Source organism: Streptomyces sp. NPDC050485 (assembly GCF_044458185.1).
Taxonomy (GTDB): domain Bacteria; phylum Actinomycetota; class Actinomycetes; order Streptomycetales; family Streptomycetaceae; genus Streptomyces.
The window spans coordinates 133,198-148,305 of record NZ_JBITHR010000004.1 but is presented as its reverse complement, the minus strand read 5'-3'; the positions used below and the strand labels follow the sequence as shown (position 1 = coordinate 148,305).

General features: G+C 70.8%; 12 protein-coding genes. 8 read left to right on the top strand and 4 right to left on the bottom strand.

Going from position 1 to position 15,108, the window contains the following annotated elements; all coding sequences use genetic code 11:
* Positions 1–13 precede the first annotated feature (13 nt).
* Positions 14–1,489: a condensation domain-containing protein gene (locus tag ACIBK6_RS09940; protein ID WP_399050415.1), complete on the bottom strand. Its 1,476-nt coding sequence runs from the start codon at positions 1,487–1,489 to the stop codon at positions 14–16.
* Positions 1,490–2,028: 539 nt separating this feature from the next.
* Here ACIBK6_RS09940 and ACIBK6_RS09935 point away from each other — a divergent pair.
* The 3 genes from ACIBK6_RS09935 to ACIBK6_RS09925 all read left to right on the top strand — a co-directional run bounded on the left by ACIBK6_RS09935 (position 2,029) and on the right by ACIBK6_RS09925 (position 5,810).
* Complete coding sequence (locus ACIBK6_RS09935) at positions 2,029–2,286, top strand: chaplin (protein ID WP_399050413.1); 258 nt, start codon at positions 2,029–2,031, stop codon at positions 2,284–2,286.
* A gap of 123 nt (positions 2,287–2,409) precedes the next feature.
* Complete coding sequence (locus tag ACIBK6_RS09930; RefSeq protein ID WP_399050411.1) at positions 2,410–4,296, top strand: ABC transporter ATP-binding protein; 1,887 nt, start codon at positions 2,410–2,412, stop codon at positions 4,294–4,296.
* A 404-nt stretch (positions 4,297–4,700) separates the two neighbouring features.
* Entirely contained in the window at positions 4,701–5,810 is a 1,110-nt protein-coding gene (locus ACIBK6_RS09925) for an alpha/beta hydrolase (RefSeq protein ID WP_399050409.1), read from the top strand.
* Positions 5,811–5,883: 73 nt separating this feature from the next.
* On the opposite strand, the gene ACIBK6_RS09920 is transcribed toward ACIBK6_RS09925, so the two are convergent.
* Entirely contained in the window at positions 5,884–6,540 is a 657-nt protein-coding gene (locus tag ACIBK6_RS09920; RefSeq protein ID WP_399050407.1) for a peptidylprolyl isomerase, read from the bottom strand.
* Positions 6,541–6,778: 238 nt separating this feature from the next.
* Between ACIBK6_RS09920 and ACIBK6_RS09915 the strand changes: the two genes are divergently transcribed.
* The 4 genes from ACIBK6_RS09915 (at position 6,779) to ACIBK6_RS09900 (ending at position 11,237) form a co-directional block, all read left to right on the top strand.
* Positions 6,779–7,168 (top strand): hypothetical protein, encoded by a 390-nt coding sequence (locus tag ACIBK6_RS09915; protein ID WP_399050405.1) that lies wholly within the window; start codon positions 6,779–6,781, stop codon positions 7,166–7,168.
* Positions 7,169–7,358: 190 nt separating this feature from the next.
* Positions 7,359–8,429 carry a permease gene (locus tag ACIBK6_RS09910; RefSeq protein WP_399050403.1) on the top strand — a complete coding sequence of 357 codons (1,071 nt, stop codon included), beginning with the start codon at positions 7,359–7,361 and terminating at the stop codon, positions 8,427–8,429.
* Between the two features lie 5 nt (positions 8,430–8,434).
* On the top strand, positions 8,435–9,172 hold the full coding sequence (locus ACIBK6_RS09905) for a TIGR03943 family putative permease subunit (RefSeq protein WP_399050968.1): 738 nt from the start codon (positions 8,435–8,437) through the stop codon (positions 9,170–9,172).
* A 337-nt stretch (positions 9,173–9,509) separates the two neighbouring features.
* Complete coding sequence (locus ACIBK6_RS09900; protein ID WP_399050401.1) at positions 9,510–11,237, top strand: TIGR03767 family metallophosphoesterase; 1,728 nt, start codon at positions 9,510–9,512, stop codon at positions 11,235–11,237.
* Between the two features lie 10 nt (positions 11,238–11,247).
* On the opposite strand, the gene ACIBK6_RS09895 is transcribed toward ACIBK6_RS09900, so the two are convergent.
* Positions 11,248–12,606, bottom strand: a complete 1,359-nt coding sequence (locus tag ACIBK6_RS09895) for a cytochrome P450 (RefSeq protein ID WP_399050399.1) — start codon at positions 12,604–12,606, stop codon at positions 11,248–11,250.
* Positions 12,607–12,850: 244 nt separating this feature from the next.
* Entirely contained in the window at positions 12,851–13,396 is a 546-nt protein-coding gene (locus ACIBK6_RS09890) for a DUF4232 domain-containing protein (RefSeq protein ID WP_399050397.1), read from the bottom strand.
* Between the two features lie 533 nt (positions 13,397–13,929).
* Here ACIBK6_RS09890 and ACIBK6_RS09885 point away from each other — a divergent pair.
* A complete protein-coding gene (locus ACIBK6_RS09885; protein ID WP_399050395.1) occupies positions 13,930–15,105 on the top strand; it encodes an alanine--tRNA ligase-related protein in 1,176 nt (391 codons plus the stop codon).
* Positions 15,106–15,108: the final 3 nt, after the last annotated feature.

The following is a 15,108-nucleotide window of genomic DNA, read 5'->3' as shown; positions in this document are numbered from 1 at the left end:
CCGGCTCCCGGATTCAGAACGGGAGCCGCGACGTCGCGGTGCTCAGCCTCGGGACCGGGACCGGGCGCTGCCCGTACCGCCTGACGCTCGCGAGCGAGGGCGGGCTGCATCGGGCGACCGAGGTGATGCGTTCGCGCAGCTGCTCCGCGTACCGGCGCATGTTCTTGTACGCGATCTCCGTGTCCGGGTAGCGCATGGCCAGTTGCAGCCCGCCGTGCAGGCGGGTGAACCACGCACACACCTGGTCGCCGTAGGAGACCCTGAGCAGGGCGTACGCCTTCAGCTCGTCCCACTGCCCGGCCCCCGGGATGCCCCGCGCGTCGACGAAGGAGACGATCGAGTAGAGATCGGGGGACGTCGGACGGAAGTCCGAGCCGAGCAGCCGGAGCACCCGCGCGATCGGCAGGTGTGCCAGTGCCTTGTTGGCCCGCAGCGCGCCGTGCACCATCTTCAGCGCGTCATCGAAACCGAGTGCCTGCGCCACCGGAATCTCGATGGGCGCTCCCCCCACGTACCACCCCACCGAATCGTTCCAGCGGGACTTCGCCCTGGTGTGGAGGGGGACGACCGTGCGGTAGACGGGTTCACCGCCGATGTCGTGCACGATGAGACTGGTGGCCGCCAGGATGCCCACCTGGCTGCCGCCGAAGGGGCGGCAGTACGCCGCGAAGCCGGCGGCGTCCGCGTCGTCCACGAGCATCTCGTGCAGGAGCTTCTGCTCGGGCAGCCCGCCGCCGGGCTCCAGGCCGAGATCCACGGGGAAGGCCGGCAGCCTGCCGTCGCACCGGGTGATGAACTCCCGCCAGCGCGACACGATCGCATGGGTGTCGTCGACCTGGTCCGCGCTGGCCCGCTCGATCTCGCAGAAGTCGACGTAACTGCCGACCGGGGCGGCCTCGTCGGCGCGGCCTTCGGTCCCCGCCGCGTACAGCTCATGGATCTCGGCGGGGATGCGCTGGAGCGAGTACGCGTCGACGTTGCTGTGGTCGAAGGCCATGTAGACGCTGGTGGACTCGTCCCGTACCACCGCCGCGTACAAGAAGTTCGGCCAGCCCAGCGCGTCGGCCGCCACGTCGAACCGGTCCTGGAGGTGCCGGCTCAGTTCCCCGGCCCGCGGGAAGTCGCCCACCACTTCCCGCCGCAGCGCCACGGCTTCGGACGCGGCCGTGAACCGGCGCATGTCGTCGCCGACCCAGCGGAAGCCGCTGCGCAGCGTTTCGTGCCGAAGCGTCCAGGTCCGCAGCGCGGCTTCCAGCACGTCGAGATCGACGGCGCCCGGGATGTCGAAGGCCGCACCCAGCCAGGTCGGGACGAACAGCCCGTCCTCGCGCACCGTGCGCGCCGTGCGGATGTGTGATTCCTGCACATACGCCGGGGGCCGGGTGTCGTCGGGCTGGCTTGTCGCGGCCTCGACCATGAGGGGGTCGAGCGTCCACTCGACCAGCCGCCCGGGACGGACCTCGCAGCCGTGAATGTCGGTAATTCGCACGGGAGTCTTCCATTCACAGACTGTCGGGGGACACAGGCGGGAAGCAGCGCCGGAGCGGCCGGATCCATCCGCGGGAACACCCGGCGGGTCCGGCTTCCGGGGCCATGAGGCGACCGGGGCAGGGCTGCCGTGCGGCCAGGGGCGGACCGGCGCCGTCGGCGGACCGCGCCCCCCTCACGGGCGCGTCAACTCTCGGCCGGCTGCCGCCAGTTCGGGGAGCGGTCGGGGGAAGGGCGGCAGCCGGACACCGCGGCCCACGAAATACGGTCATGCGGTGAACAACGCGCGACGAGCGCCCCCAGGCACGCAAAACCACCACATCGAGTCGCGTCCCCGGCCCCGCGCCCTCGCGCTCCCGCTGGAGCGAGGCCAGGGACGTCTGTCGCTCCCGGCACCCGCGCGATGCGGGGCGCCGCCGCCCGCCGCACACAGGCCCCCGGCTGAGGGCCGCGTTCACCCCATCGGGTCACGCGAGTGTCCCTGAGGCCCGAGCCCGGAGACGCTGCACGTGAGTAACCCTCACATCCAGGAGGAAACACATGCGTATCCGTACCGCAGTCGTCGCCGCCGCTCTGGCCGCCACCGCCGTGGTCGGCGGGGCCGGCGTCGCAGCCGCCGCCGACCCCAAGCCGCCGACTGAGAACTCCCCGGTCGGAGTGGCTGAGAACTCCCCCGGGCTCCTCTCCGGCGACGTCATCCAAGTACCCGTTGATGTCGACGCCAACGTGTGCGGCGACAGCATCGACGTCATCGGGCTGCTCAACCCGGCTTCCGGCAACACCTGCAAGATCAAGTGACCGCCCCACCACGCCGCCCCGCCCCGGACCAGCCTCTGGATTCCGGTGCGGGGCGTCGGGGTGAGTGCCTCTGTTCCGCGAATTTGTTGACCTCAAGCTCGGTAGAGGTCGTACGTTCTGCGCATGAGTATGGAAGCCACCGCGTGGACGCAGCTCCACAACGTCATGACCGCGCAGCAGGACCGACGTCCCTTCAGCCGAGCCACCCTGCGGCGCATCGCCGTTTTCGCCCGTCCGCACCGCCGCCGCATCGCGCTGTTCCTCGTGCTGAGCGTCGCCACGGCTCTGCTGGCAGTGGCCACTCCGCTCCTCGCCGGGCGCGTCGTGAACGCGATCATCGGCGGGAAGGACACCGGGACCGTCACCCGGCTCGCTCTGCTCATCGCCGCGATCGCGGTCGCCGAGGCGGCGCTCGGCATCGTGAGCCGGTGGCTGTCGGCGACGCTCGGCGAGGGGCTGATCCTCGATCTGCGGACCGCCGTCTTCGACCACGTGCAGCGGATGCCGGTCGCGTTCTTCACGCGGACCCGCACCGGCGCGCTCGTCAGCCGCCTCAACAACGACGTCATCGGCGCCCAGCGGGCGTTCAGCAACACCCTGTCCGGTGTGGTCAGCAACCTCGTCACTCTGCTGCTCACGCTCGGCGTGATGCTCAGCCTGTCCTGGCAGATCACCCTGCTCGCGCTGGTGCTGCTGCCCGTGTTCGTGCTGCCCGCGCGGCGGATGGGAACCCGGATGGCACGCCTGCAGCGGGAGGCCGCGGAGCACAACGCCGCGATGGGGACCCGGATGACGGAGCGGTTCTCGGCACCCGGCGCGACCCTGATCAAGCTGTTCGGGCGGCCCGCCGACGAGTCCGCCGAATTCGCCGCCCGGGCGGGCCGGGTGCGGGACATCGGCGTCCGTACGGCGATGGCGCAGTCCGCGTTCATCACCGCCCTCACCCTTGTATCGGCGCTCGCGCTCGCCCTCGTCTACGGCCTCGGCGGCTACTACGCGCTGCACGGCACCCTGGAGGCGGGCGCGGTCGTCTCGCTGGCCCTGCTCCTCACCCGCCTGTACGCGCCGCTCACTTCGCTCGCCGGGGCGCGCGTGGAGGTGATGAGCGCGCTGGTCAGCTTCGAGCGGGTCTTCGAGGTCCTCGACCTGAAGCCGCTCATCGCCGAGAAGCCGCAGGCACGGGCGGTTCCGGGCGGTCCGGTGTCCGTCGAGTTCGACAGCGTGCGGTTCGGCTACCCGCCGGCCGACAAGGTCTCCCTCGCTTCGCTGGAGGAGGTCTCCAGCCTGGACACCCGGGGCGGCACCGAGGTGCTGCACGGCGTCTCCTTCCGCGCCGAGCCCGGCCAGATGGTGGCCCTGGTCGGGTCGTCCGGCGCGGGCAAGTCGACGGTCGCCCAGCTGCTGCCCCGGCTGTACGACGCCGATGAGGGCGCGGTGCGCCTCGGCGGCATCGACGTGCGCGAGCTGACCGCGGACTCGATCCGCGACACGATCGGGATGGTCACCCAGGACGGCCACCTCTTCCACGAGTCGGTCCGTGCCAACCTGCTGCTGGCCCGCCCGGACGCCGAGGAGGAGGACCTGTGGGACGCGCTGCGCAGGTCCCGCCTGGACGGTCTGGTCGCCTCGCTGCCCGACGGGCTCGACACCGTGGTCGGCGAGCGCGGGTACCGCCTGTCCGGCGGCGAGCGCCAGCGCCTGACCATCGCCCGCCTGCTGCTGGCCCGTCAGCGCGTCGTCATCCTCGACGAAGCCACCGCGCACCTCGACAACACCTCCGAGGCGGCGGTCCAGGAGGCCCTCGGCGAGGCGCTGGAGGGCCGCACCGCGGTGGTGATCGCGCACCGGCTCTCCACGGTGCGTTCCGCCGACCTCATCCTGGTGGTGGAGGACGGCCGGATCGTGGAACGCGGCACGCATGACGAACTGCTGGAACTCGGCGGCCGCTACCAGGAGTTGTACCGCACCCAGTTCGAACGCCCCGGCGGCGCACCCGCGGAACTCGGCTGACCGGGGCGTACCCGTCGCAGGCCGGCCGTGGCCCGGCGGACACGTACCGTGCCGTCGCCGGGCCGCCCCGGTCGTACGGCGTTGTCGCCCCCGGGCCGGTCAGTCGCCCGTGCCGCCGAGCAGCCGGTCGACATCGGCGACCGCGCCCAGTGCCCCCCGCCCCGCAGGCCGCCGACGAACGGGAAGCTGCGGCCCGCCCGAACGGGGAGAAAGCACCCCCACGGCGCGCTCGATGTTCTAGGGGGCAGTCCGGCGGCGCCGCCCTGCCTCGTCCAGCCGAAACGCGGGCGACCGCGGTGGAACGGATCCCGCCGGATCCCGGTCTAGTTCCGTGCGCACCCCTCAAGGCGGTGCAGCTGGGCGGCGCGCCCAGGACGTCCTTTTGCAGAGAGTGCTCTTGATCCATGGGGCTGACAAGTACCACCGTGCTGGCATTGGCCGTGCTGTGCACGGCACTGTTGTCGATCGTCGTCATATGGCTGTGGCCACGCCTGGCGGCACAGAGCTGGGGGCCGGTCCTGGGACGGGTGGGTCTGCTCTGCGCGGTTCAGCTGCTGCTCTTCTCCTCGGTGGGGCTGGCGGCGAACAACACGTTCCTCTTCTACGGCTCCTGGGCGGATCTGTTCGGCCAGCAGGAGGGGGTGGGGGTCCTCGACGCGAAGTCGGCCGGCAGTCCGGGAGTGAAGCTCATCGGGAAGCAGAAGGTCGACGTCCCGGGGGCCGGAAAGCCGAGCATAGGCGGCGAGGTAGAGAAGATCGCGGTGCAGGGAGAGCGGTCCAGGATCGTCAGTCCGGCCTATGTCTATCTGCCGCCGGAGTACTTCCAGAAGGGGTACGAGAAGAAGTCCTTCCCCGCCATGGTGGTGCTGACCGGCTTCCCCGGCACCGCCGAAAACCTCCTCAAAGGGCTGAAGTACCCGAAGACGGCCTGGACGCTGGCCAAGCAGAAGAAGACGCAGCCGATGATCCTGGTGATGATGCGGCCCACCGTCGCACCGCCGCGCAACACCCAGTGCATCGACATCCCCGGCGGGCCGCAGACGGAGACGTTCTTCGCCAAGGACCTGCCCCAGGCGATCTCAGGCACGTACCGCGTCGGTACGAAGCCGCGGAACTGGGCTTTCATCGGCGACTCGACGGGCGGCTACTGCGCGTTGAAGATCGCTCTGGAGCACCCGGAGGCGTACGCGGCCGGAGTGGGCCTGTCCGCGGACTACAAACCGGACGTCGACATGGATTCCGGTGACCTGTTCCACGGGAACAAGCACGAGCAGAACCGGTCCGACCTCTTGTGGAGTCTCGACCACCTGCCCCAGGGCAACTCGTCCTTCCTGGTCACCACGTCACAACAGGGCGAGAGCAATATCAAGGAGACGCAGAAGTTCATCGCGAAGGTCAAGAAGCCCGCACACGTCTCCTCGATCACGCTCGACTCCGGCGGGCACAACTTCAACACGTGGCTCAGGGAGATCCCCCCCTCCCTGGAATGGCTCAGCAAGCGGCTCACCGGCTGAGCCGCCGCCGGGCGCCCGCGTGGTGTGGGGCCGGGACATACCCGGCGCCCACCCGGCGCACGGATCAGATCCGCTATGTGTGCTTGATCTGAACGCGTTTGATGTTCACCGGCAGCGTCGGGTAGCCGTCCCCGGGCCCGTTCTGGTCGTCCTCGCCACCCGCCGCGATCTTCTGCAGCACGTCGAGTCCCGCGGTGACCCTGCCGAAGGGCGTGTAGGCGGGCGACAGTTTGGTGTCCTTCCATACGAAGAAGAACTGGCTGCCGTTGGTGTTGGGTCCGGCGTTGGCCATCGCCACCGTCCCGGCCGGATAGGTGGCGCCGGTGAGGTTCTCGTCCGGGAAGGAGTAGCCGGGCCCGCCGCTGCCCGTGCCGGTCGGGTCGCCGCACTGCAGGACGTACAGCCGCGCGGTCGTGAGCCGGTGGCAGTGCGTTCCGTTGAAGTAGCGCTTCTCGGCCAGGAACCGGAAGGAGTTGGTGGTGCACGGCGCCTTGTCGGTCAGCGCCTTGAAGGTGATGGCGCCCTGGCTGGTGCGCAGGGTCGCGCTGTAGGGGCGGGCCGCCTTCACCGGGTCGAAGTCCGGGATCCCCTTGTAGTTGTCGGCGGGGACGGCCGGGGTGTAGGTACAGGCAGCCGCCGGTACCGGAGCCGCTGCGGCAGTGGCCTGCGTCGCCGTGACGAGCGGGAGCAGGAGGGCGGCGGCGAGTAACGCGCCTTGTCTACGGAGCACTTGACGGAATCCTTCCGGAAAGAGCGTGGCATGGCCGCATCATCTCTTCCCCGTCACCCACCCGGCATGCGCCACCGGAGCCACCCCGTTCCCGTCCACCACTCGGGCATCCCGGAACACCGCATTCCCCATCAACTGCCGTACGTATTACGGACGTTCTTCGATCCGAGTGGAACGGATCCGCCTCATCGACTGTCTTACAGGGCGTACATCCCATAGGGAACGAAAGGGGAACAGCGTGTACGTACCTGGCATGCGCAAGGTCGTCGCCGCGGGAGCGGTGGCGGTCCTCGCCGGAACGGGGATCCTGCTCGGCTCGGGCGCGGCTTCGGCGGCGACGCCGACGGCCGTCAGCGTCTCGGCTCAGCAGGTGCACAGTGCCGTCCCGGTGGCCGAGCCCAAGGGCAAGGTCGTCGCCAAGGGCGGCCTGTGGGTCCACCAGGAGGCGAACACCACGTCCAAGCGGCTCAACCTGCTGTCCCAGGGCACGGTCGCCGCACTGCAGTGCAAGAAGGCCGGCCAGGACGTGGACGGCAACAAGCTCTGGTACAAGCTCGGAGCGGGCAAGCCCGGCTGGGTCGCCGCGCGCTATGTGCAGAACCTCGCCCCGGTGCCGTACTGCAAGTGAGCTGATCCGCATCCCGGCGGCTGTCTGACCAGCAGCCGTCAGCACCACCACGGCTGCCCCGCCACACCGTTGGCGGGGCAGCCTCAGTCGTGAGCGGGAGCCGCACCCCGACCGGGGGCCATCGGAAGACGGCCGCTAGGCTTCCGGCCCGGTCCCGCTGAACGGTGGCGGGCGGACGAAGGCCGGGGCCGTGACCGACGAGACAGCCAGCCGTGTGAGTACGGCGCCCGACGCACCCCCGCAGGTGGCTCAGCGCTCCTCACCCAAGCACGCGTCAGCGGTGCTGGGCCGGATCCTGCGGGTCGGCCTCGACGTGTCCGTCGGCGTGCTCGCGCTGGCCCTCATCGCGGGCATCGCCGCCCTGGTCCTGCCCGGTCTCCTGGTACGCCTCGATCAGCCCGCGCTGCAGGCGTGGTGCACGGTGCTGGCCGCCGTGGTGATCCAGGGCGTGCCGTTCCTGCTCCTGGGCACGGTGGTGTCGGCCGCGGTCGCCACCCTGGTTCCGGACCGGGTGCTCGCCCGGCTCCTGCCCCGCAACCCCGTACTGGCCGTCCCGGTCGCGGGCGCCGCCGGGGCGCTGCTTCCCGGGTGCGAGTGCGCGTCCGTGCCGGTCGCGGGGAGCCTGATCCGGCGCGGGGTCGCGCCGGCCGCGGCGCTCACGTTCCTGCTCGCCGCGCCCGCGGTGAACCCGGTCGTGCTGGTGGCCACCTCGATCGCGTTCCCGGGCCGCCCGGAGATGGTCCTGGCCAGGCTGCTCGCCTCGCTCGCCACCTCGATCGCGATGGGCTGGCTGTGGCTCCGGCTCGGTCGCCCCGAGTGGCTGCGGCTGGCCAAGCGGCCCCGGCCGACCGCCGACCGGGGCCGACTCGACGCCTTCACCCGCGCTCTCCAGCACGATTTCCTCCACGCGGGCGGATTCCTCGTGCTCGGCGCGGCGGCCGCGGCGACCTTCAACATCGCGGTACCGCCATCGGTACTGGAGTCCTTCGCCGGCTCACCATGGCTGTCGGTGCTCCTGCTCGGCGTCCTCGCCGTGGTGCTGTCGATCTGCTCGGAGGCGGACGCCTTCGTCGCGGCCTCCCTGTCCGGGTTCTCCCCCACCGCCCAGCTCGCGTTCATGGTGGTCGGACCCATGGTCGACCTCAAACTGATGGCGCTTCAGTCCGGCACCTTCGGCCGCGCCTTCGCCCTGCGGTTCTGCACCGCCACCTTCGCCACAGCCCTGCTGGCCAGCGCTCTGATCGGGGGGTGGCTGCTGTGAGGCGCATGGTTCCCGCCGCACTGCTCGCCCTGACCGGCTGCGCCCTGCTGCGGATCAGCCTGCTCAGCGATCTCTACCTGCGCTATGTGAAGGAGGGGCTGCGGCCGTTGCTGATCGCGTCGGGGGCGATCCTGCTCCTGCTCGGCCTCATCGCGGCCGTCCGTCTGCGGTACCAGGACGGCGAAGAGGGGGCGGCGCACGACCACGAGGAGGGGGCGGGGCACGGTGGCGAGGGGACGGGGCACGGCCACACCCATTCCGCCGCGGGTCCCAAAACCGCGTGGCTGCTCGGCGTGCCCGCGGTCATGCTCCTGCTGTTCGCCCCGCCCGCCCTCGGGTCGTACACCGTCGCGCGGGACGGGTCCGGCGCGGTGGCCAAGCGAACGGCCTTCGCGCCCCTGCCGACGCGGAGTCCGCTGGCACTGTCACTGACCGACTTCACCAGCCGCGCCGTCTGGGACGAGAAGGGTTCCCTGAAGGGCCGTACGGTCCGTCTCACCGGGTTCGTCACCCCGCACAACGGCACCGCCTGGCAGCTCAGCCGGGTCGTCGTGAGCTGCTGCGCGGCGGATGCCCGGGTGCTGAAGGTGGAGGTCTACGGAGTGGCCGCGCCGCCCGCCGACAGCTGGGTCACCGTCACCGGAACGTGGCGGCCCGACAGCAAGGCCCCGGCTCTGGACGCCGCCGGGCTCGAACGGATCCCGGAGCCCAAGAACCCCTACCGCGACATCGCCCGGCCCTGACCGGCCCTCAGCGGCCGTGAACTCCCGTGCGTGGAGCGCCCGCATGTGCAGCACGTCGCCCACCTCACCGGTGAAATCAAGCCCACGCACGGCGACTCGCGGTCGGCCCGCACCGCAATCGCGCCGGCTCGCTCCGAGCGGGACCAGGGAATGACTACCGCAGGTAACCATTCCCTCATCAGCTCCCTATGCGGTGGCCCAGCACACCTTCTCTTGTTTCCCTCAAGTTTCCTCCCGGCACCTGTACATACGACTACCGGCCAGTAGTGTTGCGCCGCGCGGTTACGCCCGGAGGGCGGCCGCGCCCTCAATTGCCGGCATTACCAGGGGGATACCCATGCGCGGGATGAGCCGCCGTCAGTTCGTGTCCAGCATGTCCGCCGCGGCCGCCGGTGCCGCCCTGTGGTCGGCGGCGGCGCAGGACCGGGCCCTGGCGGCCACCGCCGCGCGGGCCGTACGGATCGGCGGGACCACCCTCGAACAGGCCGCGCTGCCGGTCGGTTCCGGGGCGTACAAGCGCCTGGTCGCGGGGCCGGGCTGGCCGCTCGTGGTGCGCGGCGAGCTGGCCGCGGCCGGTGCGGGCCGGGACGACCGCCGGACCGGGCTCGCCTCCTTCGTCCAGTTCACCGACATGCACCTGGCGGACACCGAGTCCCCGGTACGGTTCGAGTACCTGGCCCAGTACAACGACAGCGCGCACCGCCCGCAGGAAGCCCTGACGGTGCGCGGCGCCTCCGCTCTGGTCGAGCGCGTCAACGCGGTGCGCCAAGGCCCGTACACCGGGCTGCCGTTCGGCATGGTGATGGCCACCGGCGACAACACCGACAACCACGAGCTCATCGAGCTGGACTGGTATCTGAGCGTCATGAGCGGCGGCCGGATCACTCCCAGCAGCGGCGACCCCTCGCGCTACGAGGGCGTCCAGAACTCCGGCAGCACGGATTACTGGAATCCCGAATCGTCCCTGCGGGACGCCTACAAGGCCAAGGGGCTCCCGCAGATCCCCGGATTCCTGTCCGGGGCGGGCCGTCCGTTCGACGCGCCGGGCCTGAGCGTGCCCTGGTACACGACGGTCGGCAACCACGACGACAGCATCGAGGGCAGCCTGCCCGACCTCGGCCTGCTGAACGACCTGTACACCGGCGACCGGAAGATCGAGGGCTGCGACGACGCCACCGCCGCGAAGCTCGCGTACGCCCTGCGGCACGACCCGGCCCAAGCCGTGCTCCTGCTGGGGCAGTTGCTCGGCAACGGCGGGGTGATCCGCGAGGTCACCCCCGACGAGCGCCGCCGGCCCTTCACCCCGGCCGAGTTCGCCAAGGCACACCTGAACCCCGCCCACACCGGCGCCGGACCGGTCGGCCACGGCTTCACCTCGGACGCGGCGAGCAGCGGCCACCTCTACTACACCTTCCCGCTCGCGGGCGGTGTCCTCGGCGTCAGCCTGGACACCACCAACCGGGCCGGATTCGCGGACGGTTCACTGGGCACCGCGCAGCTCAAGTGGCTGGAATCGGTCCTCAAGTCGCACAGCGGGCACTGGTACGACACCGACGGGAACGTGGTGCGCGGCGGGTCGAGCGACTCGCTCATCGTGCTGTTCAGCCACCACACCAGCGCCACCATGGGCAACCTGCTCCCCGACCCGTACCACCCCTTCGAGGCACGGCACGACGGCAACGCGCTGGTCTCGCTGCTCCAGCGCTATCCGAACGTGGTGGCCTGGGTCAACGGCCACACCCACGAGAACCGGATCACCCCGCACGGCCACGCCGTTCCCGAGCGCGCCTTCTGGGAGATCAACACCGCGTCGCACGTCGACTATCCGCAGCACGCCCGGATCATCGAGATAGCCGACAACGGCGACGGCACACTCTCGCTGTTCACCACCCTCATCGAGTCCGCCGCGCCCTACACGACGGACTTCGCCGACACGTCCGACCGGGGCCTCGCGGCCCTGTACCGCGAGCTGTCGTACAACGACCCGTACGCCACCCCGGCCGCCAAGCTCGGCTCGTCCGCCGACCACAACACCGAGCTGTTGCTCACTCGGCCGGGCAAGTAGCGTCCCAAGGTCAGCTGTTGGCGGCCCTGCCGCGCGGCTGGCAGGTCATGGCCAGCGGGCCGGGGCCGAGGGTGCCGCGGACCCGGATGCGCAGGGTGGCTCCGGGGTCGGGGTGCACGGTCCAGCGGGTGCAGACGGTGGCCAGCGCCAGGGTCATCTCGACCAGGGCGAACTGGTCGCCGATGCACTTGCGGTTGCCGCCGCCGAAGGGGACCAGTGCACCCCTGGGGAGGCTGTCGCCGCTCTGCTTGAGCCAGCGGTCGGGGTCGAAGCGCTCAGGGTCGGGGAACAGTTCGGGCCGGTGGTGGAGGAGGTAGGCGCTGTAGAGCAGGGCGGTGCCCGCCGGAAGGGCCTGCCCCGCCAGGGTGGTGTCGGTGGTGGTGACACGGGTGAAGAACCAGCCCGCGGGATACAGCCGCAGGACTTCGCTGATGACGCGTTGGGTGTAGGTCAGACCGTCGAGGTCGGCGGGGGTGGCGGTCCGGCCGGCCAGGGTCCGGTCGACCTCGGCGTGCAGCTGTTCCTCGACCTCGGGGTGCTGACTGATCAGCCAGAGGGCGAACGACAGGGAGTTGGCCGTGGTCTCGAACCCCGCGCCGATCATGACCATCAGCTGGTCGCGGACGTCCACTTCGGACATCGGCTCGCCCGTGTCGTCGTCGTGCGCGGCCAGCAGCATGGCGACCAGGTCGTCGCCGGGCGGCGCCGCCCGGCGCGCGGCGATGATGCCGTCGATGGCGCGGTGCAGGCGGTCGCAGGCGCGCCGGTAGCGGCGGTTGCCGGGAGTGGGCAGCCGGTAGAGCGGGCCGAGCGGCAGCATCACCCGCTGGTAGATGCCGTCGATGACGGTGTGCAGGCTCTGCTGCACCTCGGCCACGGCCTCGTCCTCCGCCTCGGCGGCGAGCACGCTGCGGGTGACGATGCGCAGGGTCAGCGTGGTCAGCGCCTCGGTGACGTCCAGCCGCAGGCCGGGCCGCCAGCGGGCGGTCATCCGGTCGACCTCCTCGCCCATGACCACCGCGTACCGCTCGATCCGGTCGGGCTGGAAGGCGGGCTGCATCTGGCGGCGCTGCCAGCGGTGCTCCCGCCAGCCGGCCATGGGCAGACTGCTGCCGAACAGCACCCGGGCCTTGTCGAAGAACGGGCCGCCCTTGTCGAAGGTGCGGGAGTCGGTGAGCATGCGGTGGGCGGCTTCCGGCGCGCATACGACATAGGCCGGCGAGGGCCCCATTCCGATCCGTACGAGGTCTCCGTGCGCCGGGAGCGAGGCCAGGAACTCCAGGGGCCGGGAGTGGAGTTGCCAGGCGTGGCCGAGCAGCGGCCAGGCGCCGGGGGCCACTCCCGTTCGCGGCAGCGGGGCGGTGGTCACAGCGGTATACCTCCGGCGGGAGGAACGGGCCCGGTTCCGGGCTGGTGGCTACGGCACCCCAGCACCTCCCCGTTGACGAGGCCCAGAACCCGGCGCAAAGCAGCACGGAGGGCGCACTGCCGGACGCACCCGGGTTCAGAACAGCGCCCCGGCGCGCTCCCACGTAACCCCCTCGGGCCGAGCAGGGTGACACCGCACTGGTACGTGTTCACCTGGGCGAGGTCGCGGAGACCTCCGGAGTGGGTCAGCCGGCGCCGATGGGTTTGACGTAGCTGCCCGGGTGCGTGGCGCCCTCCTGGTTGAGGATCTCGCCGCCGTAGGGCCACGTGAGCTGAAAGTGCTGCTTCTCGCTGGGCGGCGTGACGATGAGCATGCCCGGTTCTACGCGCTGCGCCGCAGGAGTGCCGCCCTCGGCGGGGAGCAGGGTGAAAAGGAAGCTGGTGTGCGCTCCCGGCTTGAGGGTGACTTCGGTGGCGGCCTTCGAGGAGCGCGGCAGCGACACGGTGTGACCGGCCGTCAGGTTGTCCTGGATGTCGACACCCGGGAAGCCCTGGAGCGTGCAGCTGCGGCTGCGGCTGCCCACGTTCTTGAGCCACACGGCGGCCTGGGTCTGGCTCCCCTTCTTGTCGGGAACGCCTCCGCCGTCGGTTCCTACGGGAATCGGTGTATGTGGCAAACATCTCGTCGCCCGCCGCGAAGGGAAGGCAACCCCGGCGCGACTTCGCCCCTGCGCACCGAGGCGGAAGGCGTACCGGGGAGGTGCGATGGGGCGTGACCAACTGGCCTTCATTCAGGTGGAGTTGGCGCACCGCACATCCTGGATCGCCGTCCGTCACCGTCCAGAATGGACCTGTACACGCCCCCGGCCCGCTGCCATGGTGACCGTATGGCTCCCGGTGGCCGGCCTCAACTGGCAGGGGCAGCCGTCGCGGGAGTTCCGGGCCGCCTCTGCCGCCACCGGGAAGATGCCCGGCGAGTGGGGCCGCAGGTTCCCCGGTACTCCCCCGCCGGGCGAGCCACCCCCACTCGCCGGGCCCACACGCAGCCCCGGGTGCCCGGGCTGCGATAGCAGCCCCCCTCCCCTGCGGAAATTCACGGGCGCGCCGGATCGCCGGCGCGCTATCGTGAGCGGCATGAAGGTCATCACCCGCATCTGCACCGCGACCGCGCGAGCGACCAGCTCGCCGGTTGCCGCCGTCTGACCTCATCTCCCCTCCCTCGGCGACCGGAAACGGCCGCCGGTGGATGTCGGATTCCTTTTCGCGTCCCGTGCTCGCGGTCCCTTTCCGGCTGCCCCGCACCCGCAGCGAAGGATCCGCAGCCATGAACACCGAGTACGTCATCCGCACATTCGTCGAGTACTTCCAGCAGCGGGACCACCGGCGCATCACGGGATCGTCCCTGCTGCCGCCGCCCGGTGACCCCGTGCTGTTCACCACCTCGGGCATGCATCCGCTCACCCCGTATCTGGAGGGCAGACCCCATCCGTTGGGGCGGCGCCTGGTCAACGTCCAGCGCTGTCTGCGCACCACCGATCTGGACAAGGTCGGCGACACCACCCACCTGACCGTCTTCGAGATGCTCGGCACCTGGTCCCTCGGCGACTACGAAGGCCCGCGCAGCCTGGGCTGGGGACACGATCTGCTCGTCAACGGCTTCGGTATCGATCCAGGGTCGCTGCACGCCACGGTGTTCGGCGGCGACGAGCACTGCGGTCCCGACACCGGTTCGCTGCGCACCTGGGAGGAGCTCGGGGTACCGGTCGAGCTGACCACCGACGAGAACTGGTGGTCCAACGGCCCCACTGGTCCGTGCGGCCCCGACTCCGAGATCTTCGTGTGGACCGGGGACACACCGCCGCGGTCCACACCGACCGGCGACGACCGGTGGGTGGAGGTGTGGAATCACGTGATGATGCGCCACCACCGCCGCGACGACGGCACGCTCGACCTGCTGCCCCAGCCGAACGTCGACACCGGGCTCGGCCTGGAACGGCTCACCGCCGTCCTGCAGGGCAAGCGATCGGTCTACGAGACCGACCTGTTCGAACCGTGGCTGCGGTCGGTCCCGCCGCTCTGGCAGCTGGACGAGCAGTCGCTGCGCCTGGTCTGCGACCATCTGCGCTCCAGCGTGGTCGTGATCGGCGACGGCGTCCTGCCGTCCAACACCGGGCGCGGATACGTACTGCGGCGGCTGGCCCGCCGGGTGCTGACCACCCTGTGGCGCGGCGATCCCTCCCGCACCCTGGGCGACCTGCCCGAGGAGCTGATCCAGCACACACTGGACCACTTCCGTCAGCCGGAGCACACCGGCCGGATCCGCGACGTACTCCTCGACGAGGAGCGGCGTTTCACCCGGCTCCTCGAACGCGGCCGCAGCATCCTGTCCCAGCCCCGCTTCGCCACCCCGCTCGCCGAGGACGACTACGCCTACCTCCACGACACCCACGGCTTGCCCCGCGATCTCGTACGCGGCCTCCGGACCGGCACGGTTGGCTGACGC